Genomic DNA, 15,026 nt, shown 5'->3' on the forward strand with positions numbered 1-15,026 from the left:
TCGCGGATCGACCGACCTCCTCCCCGGTCGAATTCGTGTCTGGCGGCGGGACCGACCTCCTCCCCGGTCCCGCCGTCCCAAATCTCCCCAAAATCCGGATGACTGCGTGCCACGTTGCGGCGACCGACCTGGCAAGCTCAGGATCGCGCTCGTTTCGAATGTGAAAGCAGGCGGCTAGGGCAGCACACCGAGATGGCGCTAGAACGGCACGTCGTCCGCGCGGTCCGCATCGACGATGAACTTCGCCACGACCTTCTTCTGGCCGGCCTTGTCGAAGCTGATGTCGAGCTTGTCGCCCTCGATCGCCGTTACCGTGCCGTAGCCGAATTTCTTGTGAAACACGCGATCGCCGTCGGTGAAGGACGAGACGGCGTCCAGGTCGATGGTCATGTTTCGCTGTTCGCTGGGCTGGCGCATCGGGCGCTGGCTGCTGCGTTCCTGCAGGCGCCGCCAACCCGGAGAATTGTAGACATCGGCCCGGCCGGCCCGGTCGTGCAGGTCGCTTTGGCTCGCGGCCATGATGGCGGGCGACGCGCTGGACGCCATGCCGGCTGCCCCGTACCCGCCGCCGTAGAGCCCGGGCGGTGTCAGGACCTCGACATGGGCTTCGGGCAATTCGTCGATGAAGCGCGACGGCAACGCGGATTGCCACTGGCCATAGACCCGGCGGTTGGCGGCGAAGCTGATGGTGCAGACCCGCTCGGCCCGGGTGATGCCCACATAGGCCAGGCGCCGTTCTTCCTCGAGTCCCTTGAGACCGGATTCGTCCATGCTGCGCTGGGACGGGAACAGTCCGTCCTCCCAGCCCGGCAGGAAGACGGCGGGAAACTCCAGCCCCTTGGCCGCGTGCAGCGTCATGATGCTGACCTTGGCGCCGCCCTCCTCGGTTTCGTTGTCCATGATCAGCGCGACGTGTTCGAGGAAGCCCTGAAGGTTCTCGAACTGCTCCAGCGCCTTGATCAGTTCTTTCAGGTTCTCCAGCCGGCCGGGCGCCTCGGGCGTCTTATCGTTCTGCCAATGGGCTGTGTAGCCGGATTCTTCGAGAATGACCTCGGCCAGCTCGATATGACTTTGATCGGGGTCGCGGGTCATCCGGTGCCAGCGCGCGAGGCCATCGACCAGCACGCGCAGCTCGGCCGCGCCCTTGCCGGTCAGGCCCTTGTCGGCCAGCAGGATTCGCGCGCCGTCGATCAGCGTGGTGCCGTTGTCGCGGGCCGCGCGCTGGATTTTTTGCTGGGCCTTGTCGCCCAGCCCTCGCTTGGGCGTGTTCACGATCCGCTCGAACGCCAGGTCGTCGTCGGGGGACACGGCGCAGCGGAAATAGGCCATGGCATCGCGAATCTCGAGACGTTCGTAGAAGCGCGGGCCGCCGATCACGCGATAGGGCAGACCGATGGTCAGGAATCGGTCCTCGAACGCGCGCATCTGGTGCGACGCGCGCACGAGGATCGCCTGGTCGTCCAGCGACACCGGTTCCATGCCCCGTGTGCCGCGCGACATCGATTCGACCTCTTCGCCGATCCAGCGCGCCTCTTCCTCGCCGTCCCAGTGGCCGATCAGGCGCACGCGCTCGCCTTCGGTCAGGTCGGTGAACAGCGTCTTGCCCAGCCGCCCCTTGTTGGCGTCGATGACGCCGGCGGCCGCGGCCAGGATATGTGGGGTCGAGCGGTAGTTCTGCTCGAGCCGGACGACCTTGGCGCCCGGGAAGTCCTTCTCGAACCGCAGGATGTTGCCCACCTCGGCGCCGCGCCAGCCATAGATCGACTGGTCGTCGTCGCCCACGCAGCAGATGTTGCGGTGCCCCTGCGCCAGAAGCCGCAGCCACAGATACTGGGCTACGTTGGTATCCTGATACTCGTCCACCAGGATATAGCGGAACCAGCGCTGGTACTGCGCCAGAACGTCGGGATGGTCCTGGAAGATTGTGACCATGTGCAGCAACAGGTCGCCGAAATCGACGGCGTTCAGTGCTTTCAGCCGCTGCTGGTAATAGTCGTAGAGCTCGGTGCCGCGGTGGTTGAAGGCGCCCGCCTCCGAGGTCGGGACCTTCGCCGGTGTCCAGGCCCGGTTCTTCCAGTGGTCGATGATGCCCGCCAGCTGCCGTGGCGGCCAGCGCTTCTCGTCGATGCTCTCGGCGACGATCAGCTGCTTGACCAGGCGGATCTGGTCATCGGTGTCGAGGATGGTGAAGTTCGACTTCAGCCCCACGAGCTCGGCGTGGCGCCGCAGCAGCTTGACGCAGATCGCGTGGAAGGTGCCGAGCCACGGCATCCCTTCGACCGTTTGGCCCAGAAGGCTGCTCACCCGCTCCTTCATCTCGCGCGCGGCCTTGTTGGTGAAGGTCACGGCCAGGATCTCGTTCGGGCGGGCCTTTCCCTGGGTCATCAGGTGCGCGATGCGGGACGTCAGCGCGCGGGTCTTGCCGGTGCCCGCCCCCGCCAGCATCAGGACCGGTCCGTCCAGCGTTTCGACCGCTTCGCGCTGCGCCGGGTTCAGACCGTCGAGATAGGGCGCCGGCCGCGCGGACTGCATGGCGCGCTGCGACAGCGGCACGCTGGCGGCGTCGAACGCGTCGGCTTCGTCGAAACTGCTCATGCACTCTTTCTAGCGAAACCGCGGCCCGTTGGAAAGCGTGGCGTTCCACCTTCGTTCTTCCCGGGTCGGCGAAGTTGAATGGACCTGTCGTCACGTCACCCTGCGGGTCCCGCGGGAACCCGCCGACGGCGTGGCGGGGTTTGGCGCACCCGCCAGAAGCGCCCCGGAACGAATGATCGCGACGGGTCTTCTATGCCGCATACCGGGCGGCGGAGGACGCTGTGTCCCGGAGATGTAGAGGAGTAAGTCATGATGAAACGGACCCTTATCGCCAGTGTTTCGGCCATCACCCTTGCCGGTGCGGCCTCGGCCCAGGTGGCCGCGAACGCCACCACCGACCTGAACCTGCGCACGGGCCCCGGCCCCAGCTTCGAGATCGCGGGCGTCATCCCCGCCGACGGCGCGGTCGAGATCGAGCGCTGCATCGCCGAGGGCGCGTGGTGCGAAGTCAGCTTCGACGGGCAGACCGGCTGGGCCTATTCCCAGTACCTGACGGCCACCGTCGATTCGGAGCCCACTGTCGTCTACGAGAATTACGCCCCGCTTGAAGTGACCACGGTCGAGCGCAACAGCCTGGGCGGCGGGCTTGCCGGCGCTGCGGTGGGTGCCGCTGCCGGTGCGCTGATCGCCGGCCCCGTGGGCGCTGCGGCCGGAACCGCCGCCGCGGCCGGCGGCCTTCTTGGCGGTGCCATCGGCGCGGATGCGGGCATCGAGGAAACGACGGTGACCTACATCCAGGACAACCCGGTCGAGCCGGTCTACCTGGACGGTGAAGTCGTGGTCGGCGCGGGCGTCCCGCAGGGCGTCGCCGTCTACGAGGTGCCCGAGGCCCCGGTGCAATACGCCTATATCAACGGCCGCCCCGTGGCGATCGACCCCGAGACACGCCAGATCGTCTATATCGTGCGCTGATCGCGGGTCCCGGACCCCGATGGAATCGAGAGGGCGGCTTGCGGGCCGCCCTTTTTCGTGCCGGTTCCGCAAGCGCGGGGAAGGACTTGGCCTGTTCGGACCCGTCCGCCCGCGCTAGACACGCCCCATGTGGAACGCCCTCGTCTTCGCCGCGCTCGCCGGTCTCGCCATCCCGCTGGGCGGGCTGTGCGCGCTGGCGCTCGGCCGCTCGGATACCCCGATGGCCGCGTGGGGCCACGGCGTCGTGGCCTTCGGCGGCGGCGCGTTGTTCTCGGCCGTGGCGCTGGTGCTTGTGCCTGATGGCGTTGCGTCCCTGCCCGCCGTCCCCGCGTTGGTGGCATTCGTCCTGGGCGGCGTCGCCTTCGCGGCCCTCGACGGGTGGATGAAACGGCGCATGGGCAATCGCGGGCAGCTATTGGCGATGCTGACCGATTTCATCCCCGAATCCGTCGCGCTCGGGGCGCTCTTCGCCACCGGGGGCGCGGGCGGGCCATTGCTGGCCATGCTAATCGCGCTGCAGAACCTGCCCGAGGCCTTCAACGCATTCGGCGAGGCGCGCAGCGGCGGGCAAAGCCCGCGCCGGCTGCTCACGGCCTTCGCGGCCATCGCCTGCCTGGGCCCGGCCTCGGCCGCGTTCGGCATGGTCGTCCTGGCCGATCGCGAGGCGTTATTGGGCGCGCTCATGCTGTTCGCCGCAGGCGGGATCCTTTACCTGGTGTTCGAAGACGTGGCGCCGGGCGCGCCGGCCGAGGGCTCCGTGCTGCCACCGCTGGGCGCCGTCGGGGGCTTCGCGCTGGGACTGGCGGGGCACATGGCGCTGGCCGGCAGCGGCGGCTGATCCTGGCAAGCGGCCTTGCCCGCGCGTGATCACGCGATAGAACCCCCTCATGGATCTCGACGATACTCACCCATCCCTTTCGGATCTGGCCCGCCGCGCCAAGTGGCGCGTGCCGCATTTCATCTGGGAATATCTCGACAGCGCCACGGGGGACGAGGGCGCGTCGCGCCGCGCCGCCGCCGCGCTGGACGCGATCACGCTGGTGCCCGGCGTCCTGCGCAACGTGAAACCGGACCTGTCGACCGAGCTTTTCGGACACAGCTTCGACCTGCCGGTCGGCATCGCGCCGGTCGGGATGTCGGGGTCGGTCTGGCCCCGGGCCGAGGTCACGCTGGCCGAGGCCGCCGCACGCGCCAACGCGCCCTTCGGCCTGTCCACGGTGGCCGCCATGACGCCCGAGGAGGTCGGCCCGCACCTGGGCCATGGCGGGTGGTTCCAGCTTTACGCCCCCGGCGACCCCGAGATCCGTCGAGACATGCTGGCCCGCGCCCGCGACGCGGGGTTCACAGGTCTGATCCTCACCGGCGACGTGCCGGCGGCGAGCCGGCGCGAACGTCAGCGCCGGGCGCGGCTGACCAACCCCATGCGTATCACGCCGCGCATCGCCGTGCAGTCGGCGCTGGCACCGTTCTGGGCGGTCGAGACCCTGCGCAACGGCAAGCCGCACCTGAAGACGCTCGAGAAATATGCCGATCCGAACGCGGCCACCGGCGCGACGGCGCATATCGGCTACATGCTGCGCACCGCGCCGGACTGGGCCTATCTCGACGCCCTGCGCGAGGAATGGGATGGCCCATTGATGGTTAAGGGCGTCTTAAGCCCCGATGATGCATCGAGGGCCGCGGGCGTGGCCGATGCCGTCTGGGTTTCGAACCACGGCGGCCGGCAATTCGCGGGCGCACCGGCCCCCGCCGACGTGTTGCCCGCGATCCGGCAGGCCGTGGGCCCGGATTACCCGCTCATCGCCGACGGGTCGGTCCGGTCGGGAACGGACGTGCTGCGGCTGATCGCGCTGGGCGCCGATTTCGTGATGCTGGGCCGCGCCTTCCACCACGGGGTCGCCGCGTTCGGCGCGCGCGGTGCCGACCACGCGTTCCACATCCTGCGCGCGGGGATCGAGGCCGACATGGCCCAGCTGGGCATCACCCGCCCGCCCGAGGTGCGCGCCCACCTGCGATGACCCCGGATCCGGGCAAGCGACAAATGCGGAACCCTGAAAAATCGAAATTTCGCGATTTCCTCGGGGGCGATAACGCTTCGTTCACGCGCGTTACCTAGCCTTTATCTCATCGATAAGTGGTTGAGGGGAAATTCATGTTCACATCCGACAACCCGGAGGTCCTGTCTTCGCTCCTCGATGCGTTCCAGGTGCCCATGTTCGTTGCCGATTGCGAAGTCGATGACGATGCCGACCCGGTCTATCGACTGATCGCGATCAATGACTGCCATGCCCGGGCAAGCCAGATGGACAAGGCCCAGGTCGCGGACCGCCGCATCGACGAGTTGCTGTCGCCCGCGGACGCCCGGCACGTCGTCGACAAGTATCATGGCTGCGTCCGGTCCGGCCAACCGGCGGAATATCAGGAGACGCTCACGCTGAACGGATCGGAAACCCAATGGTACACGACGCTGATCCCCGCGGTCAGCGATGCCGGGCGCAAGCGGGTTATCGGAAATGCGGTCTTATTGAAGACCGAAGACGGCGCGCGCATCTTCGAGGACATCACCTATTTCTCGATGCAGTCGCAGTTCCAGCTGTCACGCATGTCCACGTATCTCGACGCTCTGGATCACCGGGCCGGTCCCATCGGGCGGGTCGACCTGGAGATCCTCTCCGCCTTGTGCCGCACGGTGGACCGGGCACTGGAAGACATCCGAAGCCTGTCCGAGCCGCAGGTGGCAGCCGTCAGGGACGCCTCGCAGGGCTACCTGATCTCCATCTCCGCAAACGACGTGGCGAATACGCCGTCGCCCGAGGATGCGGCCAACAGCTCTCAGGACCCTGTGCGAAAATCGCTGGAACAGATCTCGTCCGTGCTCAGACCCGGGGCCTGATCGCCAGATCGGATATAAAGACCTCTTTCCCCCGGGTCGGGGCGGGCTATGCTGCACTTGCAAACAGGGGAAGCACAGCATGGCCGATTTCGAAAAGATCCTGATCGCGAACCGGGGCGAGATTGCAATCCGCGTGATGCGCGCCGCGAACGAGTTGGGCAAGCGCACCGTGGCGGTCTACGCAGACGAGGACAAGCTGAGCCTTCACCGCTTCAAGGCGGACGAGGCCTATCGTATCGGCGCGGGGATGGGCCCGGTGGCGGCCTACCTGTCCATCGACGAGATCATCCGCGTGGCCCGCGCCTGCGGCGCCGACGCCATCCACCCCGGCTATGGCCTGCTATCGGAGAACCCCGAGTTCGTCGACGCCTGCGCCCGCAACGGCATCACCTTCATCGGGCCCAAGGCAGACACCATGCGGGCCCTGGGCGACAAGGCCAGCGCCCGCCGCGTGGCCATCCAGGCCGGGGTCCCCGTCATCCCGGCATCCGAAGTCCTGACCGACGACATGGAGGCGACGCGCAAGGCCGCCGAGGACATCGGCTACCCCATGATGCTGAAGGCCAGCTGGGGCGGCGGCGGCCGCGGCATGCGCCCGATCCTGTCGCCCAGGGAGCTGGAGGAAAAGGTCCGCGAGGCCCGGCGCGAGGCCGAGGCCGCCTTCGGTAACGGCGAGGGTTACCTCGAAAAGATGATCGAGCGGGCGCGCCACGTCGAAGTCCAGATCCTCGGCGACCAGCACGGCCAGATCTACCACCTGTGGGAACGCGATTGCTCGGTCCAGCGGCGCAACCAGAAGGTCGTCGAACGCGCACCGGCCCCGTACCTGTCGGGCGCTCAGCGCGAAAAGCTTTGCAACCTCGGCAAGAAGATCGCCGAGCACGTGGGCTACGAATGCGCCGGCACCATCGAGTTCCTGATGGACATGGATACCGGCGATTTCTACTTCATCGAGGTGAACCCCCGCGTCCAGGTCGAGCATACCGTGACCGAAGAGGTCACGGGCATCGACGTGGTCCGCGCCCAGATCCTGATCGCCGAGGGCAAGAGCCTGGTCGAGGCCACGGGCACCGCGTCGCAATACGACGTGAAACTGGACGGCCACGCGATCCAGTGCCGCATCACCACCGAGGATCCGACCAACAACTTCATCCCCGATTACGGCCGCATCACCGCCTATCGCGGCGCCACGGGCATGGGCATCCGCCTGGATGGCGGAACCGCCTATTCCGGTGCGATCATCACCCGCTACTACGACTCGCTTCTGGAAAAGGTCACGGCCTGGGCCCCCACGCCCGAGGCCGCGATCGCCCGGATGGACCGCGCCCTGCGTGAATTCCGCATCCGCGGGGTGAACACGAATATCGAGTTCGTCATCAATCTGCTGAAGCACCCGACCTTCCTGAACTACGAATACCACACCAAGTTCATCGACCAGACGCCCGAGCTGTTCTCGTTCAAGCAGCGGCGCGACCGGGCCACCAAGATCCTGCGCTACATCGCGGACATCACGGTGAACGGCCACCCCGAGACCGAGGGCCGTACGCGACCCCATGCCGAGGCCAAGACACCGGTGCCCCCCGCCCCGCGCACCGAGGGCATCCCCCAGGGCACGCGCAACATCCTGGACGATTTCGGCCCGCAGGCGGTGGCCGACTGGATGCTGGACCAGAAGCAGCTGCTGATCACCGACACCACCATGCGCGACGGGCACCAGTCGCTGCTGGCCACGCGGATGCGCTCGATCGACATGACCCGCGTCGCGCCGGCCTATGCCGCCAACATGCCGCAGCTTTTCTCGATGGAATGCTGGGGCGGCGCGACCTTCGACGTGGCCTACCGCTTCTTGCAGGAATGTCCGTGGCAGCGCCTGCGCGACCTGCGCGCGGCCATGCCGAACCTGATGACCCAGATGCTGCTGCGCGCGTCGAACGGCGTGGGCTACACCAACTATCCCGACAACGTGGTGCGCGGGTTCATCCGGCAGGCGGCCAGCAGCGGCGTCGACGTCTTCCGCGTGTTCGACAGCCTCAACTGGGTCGAGAACATGCGCGTCGCCATGGACGAGGTCATCGCCCAGAACAAGGTCTGCGAGGGCACCATCTGCTATACCGGCAACATGATGGACCCGGACCGGTCCAAGTACGACCGCGACTACTACGTGAAGATGGGCAAGGAGCTGAAGGCCGCCGGCGCCCACGTGCTTGGTGTGAAGGACATGGCCGGCCTGCTGAAACCCAACGCCGCGCGTGTCCTGATCACCGCCCTGAAGGAAGAGGTCGGCCTGCCCATCCACTTCCACACCCACGACACGGCCGGCATCGCCTGCGGCACGATCCTCGCCTGCGCCGAGTCGGGCGTCGACGCGGTCGATTGCGCCATGGACGCGCTGTCGGGCAACACCAGCCAGGCCACCATGGGCACCGTGGTCGAAGCGCTCGCCGGGACCGAGCGGGACACCGGTCTCGACATCGCGGCCATCCGCGAGATCAGCAATTACTGGGAGGCCGTGCGCGAACACTACGCGGCGTTCGAGTCGGGTCTCCAGGCCCCCGCCTCCGAGGTCTATCTGCACGAGATGCCGGGCGGGCAGTTCACAAATCTCAAGGCGCAGGCGCGGTCAATGGGGCTGGAAGAGCGCTGGCACGAGGTCGCCCAGACCTATGCCGACGTGAACCAGATGTTCGGCGACATCGTGAAGGTGACGCCGTCCTCGAAAGTGGTGGGCGATATGGCCCTGATGATGGTGGCCCAGGGCCTCACCCGCGCCGATGTCGAGGATCCCAAGAAGGACGTATCCTTCCCAGACTCGGTAGTCGAAATGATGAAGGGCTACCTGGGCAAGCCGCCGGGAGGCTGGCCCGAGGGCATCCAGAAGAAGATCCTGAAGAACGAAAAGCCGCTGGAGGATCGCCCCGGGAAAACGCTGAAGCCTGTGGACCTTGAAAAGGCACGGGCCGAGGCCGCCGAGGCCTGTGGCGGCGAAATCGACGACGAGGACCTGATGGGATATCTGATGTATCCCAAGGTCTTCACCGAGTATCGCCTGCGCCACGAGGAATACGGCCCCGTGCGCACCCTGCCCACGCCCACCTTCTTCTACGGCATGGAAACGGGTGACGAGATCACCGCCGAAATCGACCCGGGCAAGACGCTGGAAATCCGGCTTCAGGCCCTTGGGGAGACGAACGACCAGGGCGAGGTCAAGGTCTTCTTCGAACTCAACGGCCAACCCCGCACGGTTCGCGTGCCCAACCGCAAGATCGCCGGCGCCGCGGGGGTGAAGCAGAAGGCCGAGCCCGGCAACACCAACCACGTGGGCGCGCCCATGCCGGGTGTCGTCGGCTCGATCGCGGTCGAGGTCGGCAAGGCCGTCAAGCAGGGCGACATGCTGCTGACCATCGAGGCCATGAAGATGGAGACGGGCCTTCACGCCGACCGCGACGCCACGATCAAGGCGATCCATGTCGCACCCGGCGCGCAGATCGACGCCAAGGACCTTTTGATCGAATACGAATGATCGGCCGCGGGCGCCCGTGTCAGGGCGCCCCCTCGCCCGCCGAGGCCCTCAACCGGCGATCCGACAGCACCGCCGCCAGCGCATCCAGCGCCGGGCGAATGCCCGGATCGTTGCGCGCCGCGTGATGGGCCACCAGCCACTCCTCGTGGGCCAGCGCGTCGATCTCGGGGCCAAGACGCTGCAAGGGTTCCGCATCACCGATGAACGTGGGCAGCACGACCCGCCCGACGCCCGCACGCGCGAGGTCCAGCGCCAGCCGGGGGCTGGTGGCAGTGGTGACGATGCGCTTGTCCGGCTCGGAGCGGACCCACCGCGCAGATGGCGGCACGCCATCGCCCTCGGGCAGCGTGACGAAGCCCTCCACGTCCTTGGACAGCGCGTAGATCGCGTATCGGATCGTCGCCGTGCGCCGTCCGGCCAGCCAGTCCTGCGCGGGGCGACGGTTGCGGATGCCGATATCCGCCGCACGCCGGGCGATATCCAGCTCCGCCGTCGACGGAACGAAGGCGGGCACCCACGGCGCGTCGGGCGACCACCAGCGGTCGAGATGGCGGGCGAGGAACCGGCAGGTCCAGTCCCCGGCGGTGATCCGCACCGACAGCGGCCCCTGGTCCGAGGTCAGCCGCCCCAGCCGTTGCGTCACCTCGCGCAGGCCGCCCACTTCGCGGGCCAGCGCGTGGCCCTCGGCGGTCAGCGCGTAGCCCCGCGCGCCCCGGTCGAACAGACGGCGCCCCAGCAGGGTTTCCAGAGCGGCCATCCGGCGGCTGAGGGTCGGCACGCTGGCCCCGCTGTGCCGCGCGGCACCGGCCAGCGAGCCGGCATCGGCCACGGCGAGAAACAGCGCCATGTCGTCAAGCGAGGGTGATCCTTTCATTTCTGAAAGGCTAGTTGCCGAAATCGGGCCTGCATAGCCCCCTATCCATCGACATATGGTGAGATCATTCCCGATACGAAAGGAAACACCATGTTCGTTCAATACCACAGCCAGACCCGAACCGACGCCGACCGGCCCGCCACCGCCTACGAGGCCGAGCGCGCCGAGATCCTCGACCGCGTGGACGCGGCGCGCCGCCGCGACCGCGACGACCGTCGGGCACGACGCCTGAGGACGCTGCGCAGGCTCGTTCGCCTGCCGTTGGGCAACCGCCGAAAGGAGCCGAAATTTCCGCTTGCGACCCGCACGCGTCGGCGGTAAAGCCTGCCCCACTTGATGACGCGGGCGTAGCTCAGGGGTAGAGCATTACCTTGCCAAGGTAAGGGTCGTGAGTTCGAATCTCATCGCCCGCTCCATCAAGCAGACCGATCTGGCGCGCGGGCGTAGCTCAGGGGTAGAGCATTACCTTGCCAAGGTAAGGGTCGTGAGTTCGAATCTCATCGCCCGCTCCAGATCAGACCCAGGCCGCCCGCGGGGCGGCTTTTTCGTGTCCAGCGTTACGCCAGCCGACCGTCCGACAGCCGCAGCGACCGGTCCATGCGCCCGGCAAGCTCGAGATTGTGGGTGGCGATCAGGGCCGACAGGCCGGTGTCGCGCACGAGGCTCATGAGCGCCCCGAAGACCCGCTCGGACGTCTCGGGGTCGAGGTTGCCCGTGGGCTCGTCGGCCAGCAGCAGGCGCGGCCCGTTGGCCAGCGCCCGGCAGACCGCGACGCGCTGCTGTTCGCCGCCCGACATGGCCGAGGGGCGATGGTCGGCGCGGTGCTCGACCCCCACGCTGGCCAGAAGCTCGCGCGCCCGTGCCTCGGCCTTCGCCTGCGACACGCCCTCGGCCAGCTGCGGCAGGACGATGTTCTCGGCGGCCGTGAACTCGGGCAGCAGGTGGTGGAACTGGTAGACAAAGCCGATATCGGCGCGCCGCGCGGCGGTGCGCTTGCGGTCCGACAGGCCCGTGGTGTCCTGCCCGCCCAGCAGGACCCGGCCCGCGTCGGCGGTGTCCAGCAAACCCGCGATATGCAGCAGGGTCGACTTGCCCGCGCCCGACGGCGCGACCAGGGCCACGACCTCGCCGGGCTGGATCGCCAGCGAGCAGCCGCGCAGCACCTGCACCTCGGATGGCTTTCCGCGGTTATAGACCTTCTCGATGCCTTCCAGGCGCAGCGTCTCACTCATAGCGCAGGGCCTCGACTGGGCTCATCCGGGCCGCGCGGCGGGCCGGGAAGATGGTGACGATGAAGGAAAGCCCCAGCGACAGTGCCACGGCGCTCAGCACGTCGGCAAGCTGCAGCTTGGCAGGCAACGCATAGATCCCCCGGATCGACGGGTCCCATGCCTGCCCGCCCGAGAAATAGTTGATGGCCGAGAAGATGGGGTCGATCCAGATCGCGAAGGCGCAGCCCAGGATGACGCCCAGGACCGTCCCGATCAGCCCCGTCATGGCCCCGCAGATGAAGAACACCCGCAGGATGGCGCCCTCGGTCAGGCCGATGGTGCGCAGGATGCCGATGTCGCGGCCCTTGTTCTTCACCAGCATGATCAGCCCCGAGATGATGTTCATCGCCGCGATCAGCACCAGCACCGACAGGATGACGAACATCACGTTATCCTCGATATCCAGCGCGCGCAGAAAGGCGCCCGAGGCGTCCCGCCAGGTCCACGCGAGGATCTGGTCGCCCGCGGCGGACAGCAGCGAGGGCGCCAGCGCGTCGACGCGCTCGGGCGCCTCGACCATGACCTCGATCTCGTCGGCGACGCCTTCCTGGTTGAAATAGGTCTGCGCCTCGGTGAACGGCATGTAGACCCGCGTGCGGTCGATGTCATAGCGCCCGGCGGTGAAGACATAGACGATTTCGTAGTTCGAGACGCGCGGGCTGGTCCCGAAGGCCGTCTTGACGCCGTTGGGCGAGATCAGCTGCACCACGTCGCCCACCGTCGCCTGCAATTCGCGGCTGACGCCCGACCCGATGGCGATGCCCGGCACGCCCTCGGCCCCGAACCTGTCGATATCGCCCCAGCTTTCCTGCGGGTCGGCGACGCGAGGGATGGTCATCAGGTCGTCGGGCCGGATGCCGAAGACCTCGACCCCGCTGGTATTGCCCTGGGCCGAGGCCATGACCTGCCCCTTGATCAGCGGCGCCGCGCGGATCACGCCCGGCACCTCGGCCACGCGCTCGGTCATCTCTTCGAACTCGACGATGTCGCGCGACATGGCGCCGGACTCGGTCATGTATTGCGCGGAATAAAGCGAGACATGGGCATTGGCGCCCAGGATCGTGTCGACGAATTCCTCGCGGAAGCCCGTGCGCACAGCCAGCGTCGCGATCAGCGCGAAGACCGCCAGCGTGATCCCCACGAGGCTGATCCAGGTCATCACGCTGACGCCGCCCTCGGCGCGCTTGGCCCGCAGGTAGCGCCAGGCGATCATCCATTCGAAACGGGCAAAGGGGGCTGTGCGCACGGCGGGGCCTTACATGGGGTCGGGTTGGGCGCGAGCCTTGGGGGCTTTGCCGCGCGGCGTCAAGTCAGCCCCGCGTGAGCACGGGCCGCGGCCTCAACCCTCGGCCTGCTCCTCGACCGGGGCCTGGCGCAGGCGCTTGACCTCCGAGGTCGCCCCCAGCGCGTTCACCAAGGAGGCAAAGCGCGCTTCGGTCACCTCGCCGAACAGGTCGCGGGCCGTGTCGGTCAGGGCCAGCACCAGGTGCTTCTTCTTCGGGTGCCAGCTGAGACGGCCCAGCGCGCCGGGAGTCTGGGCCGAGAACATGGCGCCAAAGCGCATGGCCTTGCCCAGGACCTCGGCCTGGGCGATCTGGTCGTCGTCGAGGATCGAGATCAGGTCCTCAAACCGCGTTCCGGTCCGCGAATTCTTGTAGCGGTGCAGCAGAGCCAGCCCCAGGAACACGCGCTCGCGGTGGGTCAGCCCGCCGAGGTTCGCGCGGGTGGCGTTGTCGAAACACGCCTCGTGCCGGTAATCGGGGTGTGCGCGCCAGCTGACATCGTGTAGCAGGCAGGCGGCCCGGATGATGCGCAAACGGCTGTCGCGCTCGCCTTTGAAGAGCGGCAGGATGAAATGATAGAGCGCGCGCCCGAAGCCCGGCAGGCGCGCGTCCTTCTGCTCGGCGAAGCGGCAGGCTTCGATCAGCGGGTCGCGGTCGCGCAGCCGTTGCGGCATCTGTTCGTAAAGCAGCCCCTCGCGGATGCCGTAGCTGGAAACCGCGATCTCGCGCGGTTTCAGCGCGCGCACCAGCTGCCGCAGCACCAGCGCGGCGGTGGGGACCAGCGCCATGCGCGCCTCGCCGATGCCGGTCTGCGCGCGAAGTTCGTCGGTCTCGTAGGCCTCGATGTATTTCAGCGTGGCCTGCACCGACTTGGTGGTCATGCGATACTCGTGCAGCACGTGCAGCGGATAGCCGCGGCGCACCATGTCGATCTTGGCGATGGCCCGCCACGAACCGCCCACGAGGAACAGGCGCTTGGCGTCGGTGCCGACCTCGTCGACCAGTTCGGCCATCACGCGCTTGATCTCGGCCTTCATGCCCTTCTTGCCGCCGGGTATGCCCTGCAGGCGCAGCGGCCCGAGGCCCGAGGTCACGCGCTTGCCGACGCGGCCATCCGCGATCTGGGCCAGTTCCATGGACGAGCCGCCGATATCGCAGACCAGCCCCTCGGCGCCCGGCCAGCCCAGCAGCACGCCCTGGGCCGCCAGCCGCGCCTCTTCCTGGCCGTCCACCACCCACATTGGCAGGCCGGTGGCGCGTTCGACCTCGGCGCGGAAGGCGGGACCGTCGTCGGCCTCGCGCATGGCGGCGGTGGCGACGGTGACCACGGGTTTCGCGCCCATGCCGCGGCTGAGCTCGGCGAACCGTTTCATGGCCGCCAGAGCGCGGTTGCGTCCCTCGGGGTGCAACTGGCCGGTCTGGGCATAGTCGCGGCCCAGGCCACACATGACCTTTTCGTTGAAGAAATACGCGGGCGAGCGCGCCGCGCCGTCGAACACGACGAGCCGGACCGAGTTCGAGCCAACGTCGATCACGCCCACCCGGCTGAGCGCCCGGGCCGAGGGATCATCGAAAAGCGGCGCGCCGAACGGGCCGTAATCGTCCCGTGTCTTCGTCGTGGTGTCGGTCATGAAAGGCCTCCCGGGCGCCACAGGCTGGGCTGGATGATGGCGCGTCA

The 15,026-nt window shown here is 67.7% G+C and carries 11 protein-coding genes and 2 tRNA genes; 8 read left to right on the top strand and 5 right to left on the bottom strand.

Annotated features, from left to right (window positions below):
• Positions 1 to 198 precede the first annotated feature (198 nt).
• A complete protein-coding gene (locus BMX96_RS09400; RefSeq protein WP_091845268.1) occupies positions 199 to 2,595 on the bottom strand; it encodes an ATP-dependent helicase in 2,397 nt (798 codons plus the stop codon).
• 252 nt (positions 2,596 to 2,847) lie between these two features.
• On the opposite strand from BMX96_RS09400, the gene BMX96_RS09405 reads away from it, so the two are divergent.
• The 5 genes from BMX96_RS09405 (at position 2,848) to BMX96_RS09425 (ending at position 9,920) form a co-directional block, all read left to right on the top strand.
• Positions 2,848 to 3,507 carry a DUF1236 domain-containing protein gene (locus BMX96_RS09405; RefSeq protein ID WP_091845594.1) on the top strand — a complete coding sequence of 220 codons (660 nt, stop codon included), beginning with the start codon at positions 2,848 to 2,850 and terminating at the stop codon, positions 3,505 to 3,507.
• 127 nt (positions 3,508 to 3,634) lie between these two features.
• The gene (locus tag BMX96_RS09410; RefSeq protein WP_091845269.1) at positions 3,635 to 4,345 is read left to right on the top strand and encodes a ZIP family metal transporter; all 711 of its coding nucleotides are present in this window, start codon (positions 3,635 to 3,637) and stop codon (positions 4,343 to 4,345) included.
• A 49-nt stretch (positions 4,346 to 4,394) separates the two neighbouring features.
• Positions 4,395 to 5,525 carry an alpha-hydroxy acid oxidase gene (locus tag BMX96_RS09415; RefSeq protein ID WP_091845270.1) on the top strand — a complete coding sequence of 377 codons (1,131 nt, stop codon included), beginning with the start codon at positions 4,395 to 4,397 and terminating at the stop codon, positions 5,523 to 5,525.
• Between the two features lie 134 nt (positions 5,526 to 5,659).
• A complete protein-coding gene (locus BMX96_RS09420; protein WP_091845271.1) occupies positions 5,660 to 6,400 on the top strand; it encodes a hypothetical protein in 741 nt (246 codons plus the stop codon).
• Positions 6,401 to 6,479: 79 nt separating this feature from the next.
• Positions 6,480 to 9,920, top strand: coding sequence for a pyruvate carboxylase (locus BMX96_RS09425; protein WP_091845272.1), 3,441 nt, complete (start codon positions 6,480 to 6,482; stop codon positions 9,918 to 9,920).
• A 19-nt stretch (positions 9,921 to 9,939) separates the two neighbouring features.
• Here the strand turns inward: BMX96_RS09425 and BMX96_RS09430 are convergent, their stop codons facing one another.
• Positions 9,940 to 10,794, bottom strand: coding sequence for a LysR family transcriptional regulator (locus tag BMX96_RS09430; RefSeq protein ID WP_091845273.1), 855 nt, complete (start codon positions 10,792 to 10,794; stop codon positions 9,940 to 9,942).
• A gap of 90 nt (positions 10,795 to 10,884) precedes the next feature.
• Between BMX96_RS09430 and BMX96_RS09435 the strand changes: the two genes are divergently transcribed.
• From BMX96_RS09435 to BMX96_RS09445, 3 genes are all read left to right on the top strand, one after another.
• Positions 10,885 to 11,115: a hypothetical protein gene (locus BMX96_RS09435; protein ID WP_091845274.1), complete on the top strand. Its 231-nt coding sequence runs from the start codon at positions 10,885 to 10,887 to the stop codon at positions 11,113 to 11,115.
• Positions 11,116 to 11,135: 20 nt separating this feature from the next.
• A tRNA-Gly gene (locus tag BMX96_RS09440) sits at positions 11,136 to 11,210 on the top strand.
• A 21-nt stretch (positions 11,211 to 11,231) separates the two neighbouring features.
• A tRNA-Gly gene (locus BMX96_RS09445) sits at positions 11,232 to 11,306 on the top strand.
• Between the two features lie 45 nt (positions 11,307 to 11,351).
• Here BMX96_RS09445 and BMX96_RS09450 read toward each other — a convergent pair.
• From BMX96_RS09450 to BMX96_RS09460, 3 genes are all read right to left on the bottom strand, one after another.
• On the bottom strand, positions 11,352 to 12,026 hold the full coding sequence (locus BMX96_RS09450; RefSeq protein WP_091845275.1) for an ABC transporter ATP-binding protein: 675 nt from the start codon (positions 12,024 to 12,026) through the stop codon (positions 11,352 to 11,354).
• Complete coding sequence (locus tag BMX96_RS09455) at positions 12,019 to 13,278, bottom strand: ABC transporter permease (RefSeq protein ID WP_091845276.1); 1,260 nt, start codon at positions 13,276 to 13,278, stop codon at positions 12,019 to 12,021. Before BMX96_RS09455 ends, BMX96_RS09450 begins: the two co-directional genes overlap by 8 nt.
• A 126-nt stretch (positions 13,279 to 13,404) precedes the next feature.
• Entirely contained in the window at positions 13,405 to 14,979 is a 1,575-nt protein-coding gene (locus BMX96_RS09460; protein ID WP_091845277.1) for a Ppx/GppA family phosphatase, read from the bottom strand.
• Positions 14,980 to 15,026 lie beyond the last annotated feature (47 nt).

It is taken from the genome of Palleronia pelagia, assembly GCF_900110115.1.
Classification (GTDB): Bacteria; Pseudomonadota; Alphaproteobacteria; order Rhodobacterales; family Rhodobacteraceae; genus Palleronia; species Palleronia pelagia.

What these genes read in the sequence shown, in the direction of transcription:
- BMX96_RS09405 (WP_091845594.1), top strand. Translation starts at nt 2,848, where the DNA reads ATGAAACGGACCCTTATCGCCAGTGTTTCGGCCATCACCCTTGCCGGT.
- BMX96_RS09460 (WP_091845277.1), bottom strand. Translation starts at nt 14,979, where the DNA reads ATGACCGACACCACGACGAAGACACGGGACGATTACGGCCCGTTCGGC.
- BMX96_RS09455 (WP_091845276.1), bottom strand. Translation starts at nt 13,278, where the DNA reads ATGATCGCCTGGCGCTACCTGCGGGCCAAGCGCGCCGAGGGCGGCGTC.
- BMX96_RS09450 (WP_091845275.1), bottom strand. Translation starts at nt 12,026, where the DNA reads ATGAGTGAGACGCTGCGCCTGGAAGGCATCGAGAAGGTCTATAACCGC.
- BMX96_RS09435 (WP_091845274.1), top strand. Translation starts at nt 10,885, where the DNA reads ATGTTCGTTCAATACCACAGCCAGACCCGAACCGACGCCGACCGGCCC.
- BMX96_RS09400 (WP_091845268.1), bottom strand. Translation starts at nt 2,595, where the DNA reads ATGAGCAGTTTCGACGAAGCCGACGCGTTCGACGCCGCCAGCGTGCCG.
- BMX96_RS09410 (WP_091845269.1), top strand. Translation starts at nt 3,635, where the DNA reads ATGTGGAACGCCCTCGTCTTCGCCGCGCTCGCCGGTCTCGCCATCCCG.
- BMX96_RS09430 (WP_091845273.1), bottom strand. Translation starts at nt 10,794, where the DNA reads ATGAAAGGATCACCCTCGCTTGACGACATGGCGCTGTTTCTCGCCGTG.
- BMX96_RS09425 (WP_091845272.1), top strand. Translation starts at nt 6,480, where the DNA reads ATGGCCGATTTCGAAAAGATCCTGATCGCGAACCGGGGCGAGATTGCA.
- BMX96_RS09420 (WP_091845271.1), top strand. Translation starts at nt 5,660, where the DNA reads ATGTTCACATCCGACAACCCGGAGGTCCTGTCTTCGCTCCTCGATGCG.
- BMX96_RS09415 (WP_091845270.1), top strand. Translation starts at nt 4,395, where the DNA reads ATGGATCTCGACGATACTCACCCATCCCTTTCGGATCTGGCCCGCCGC.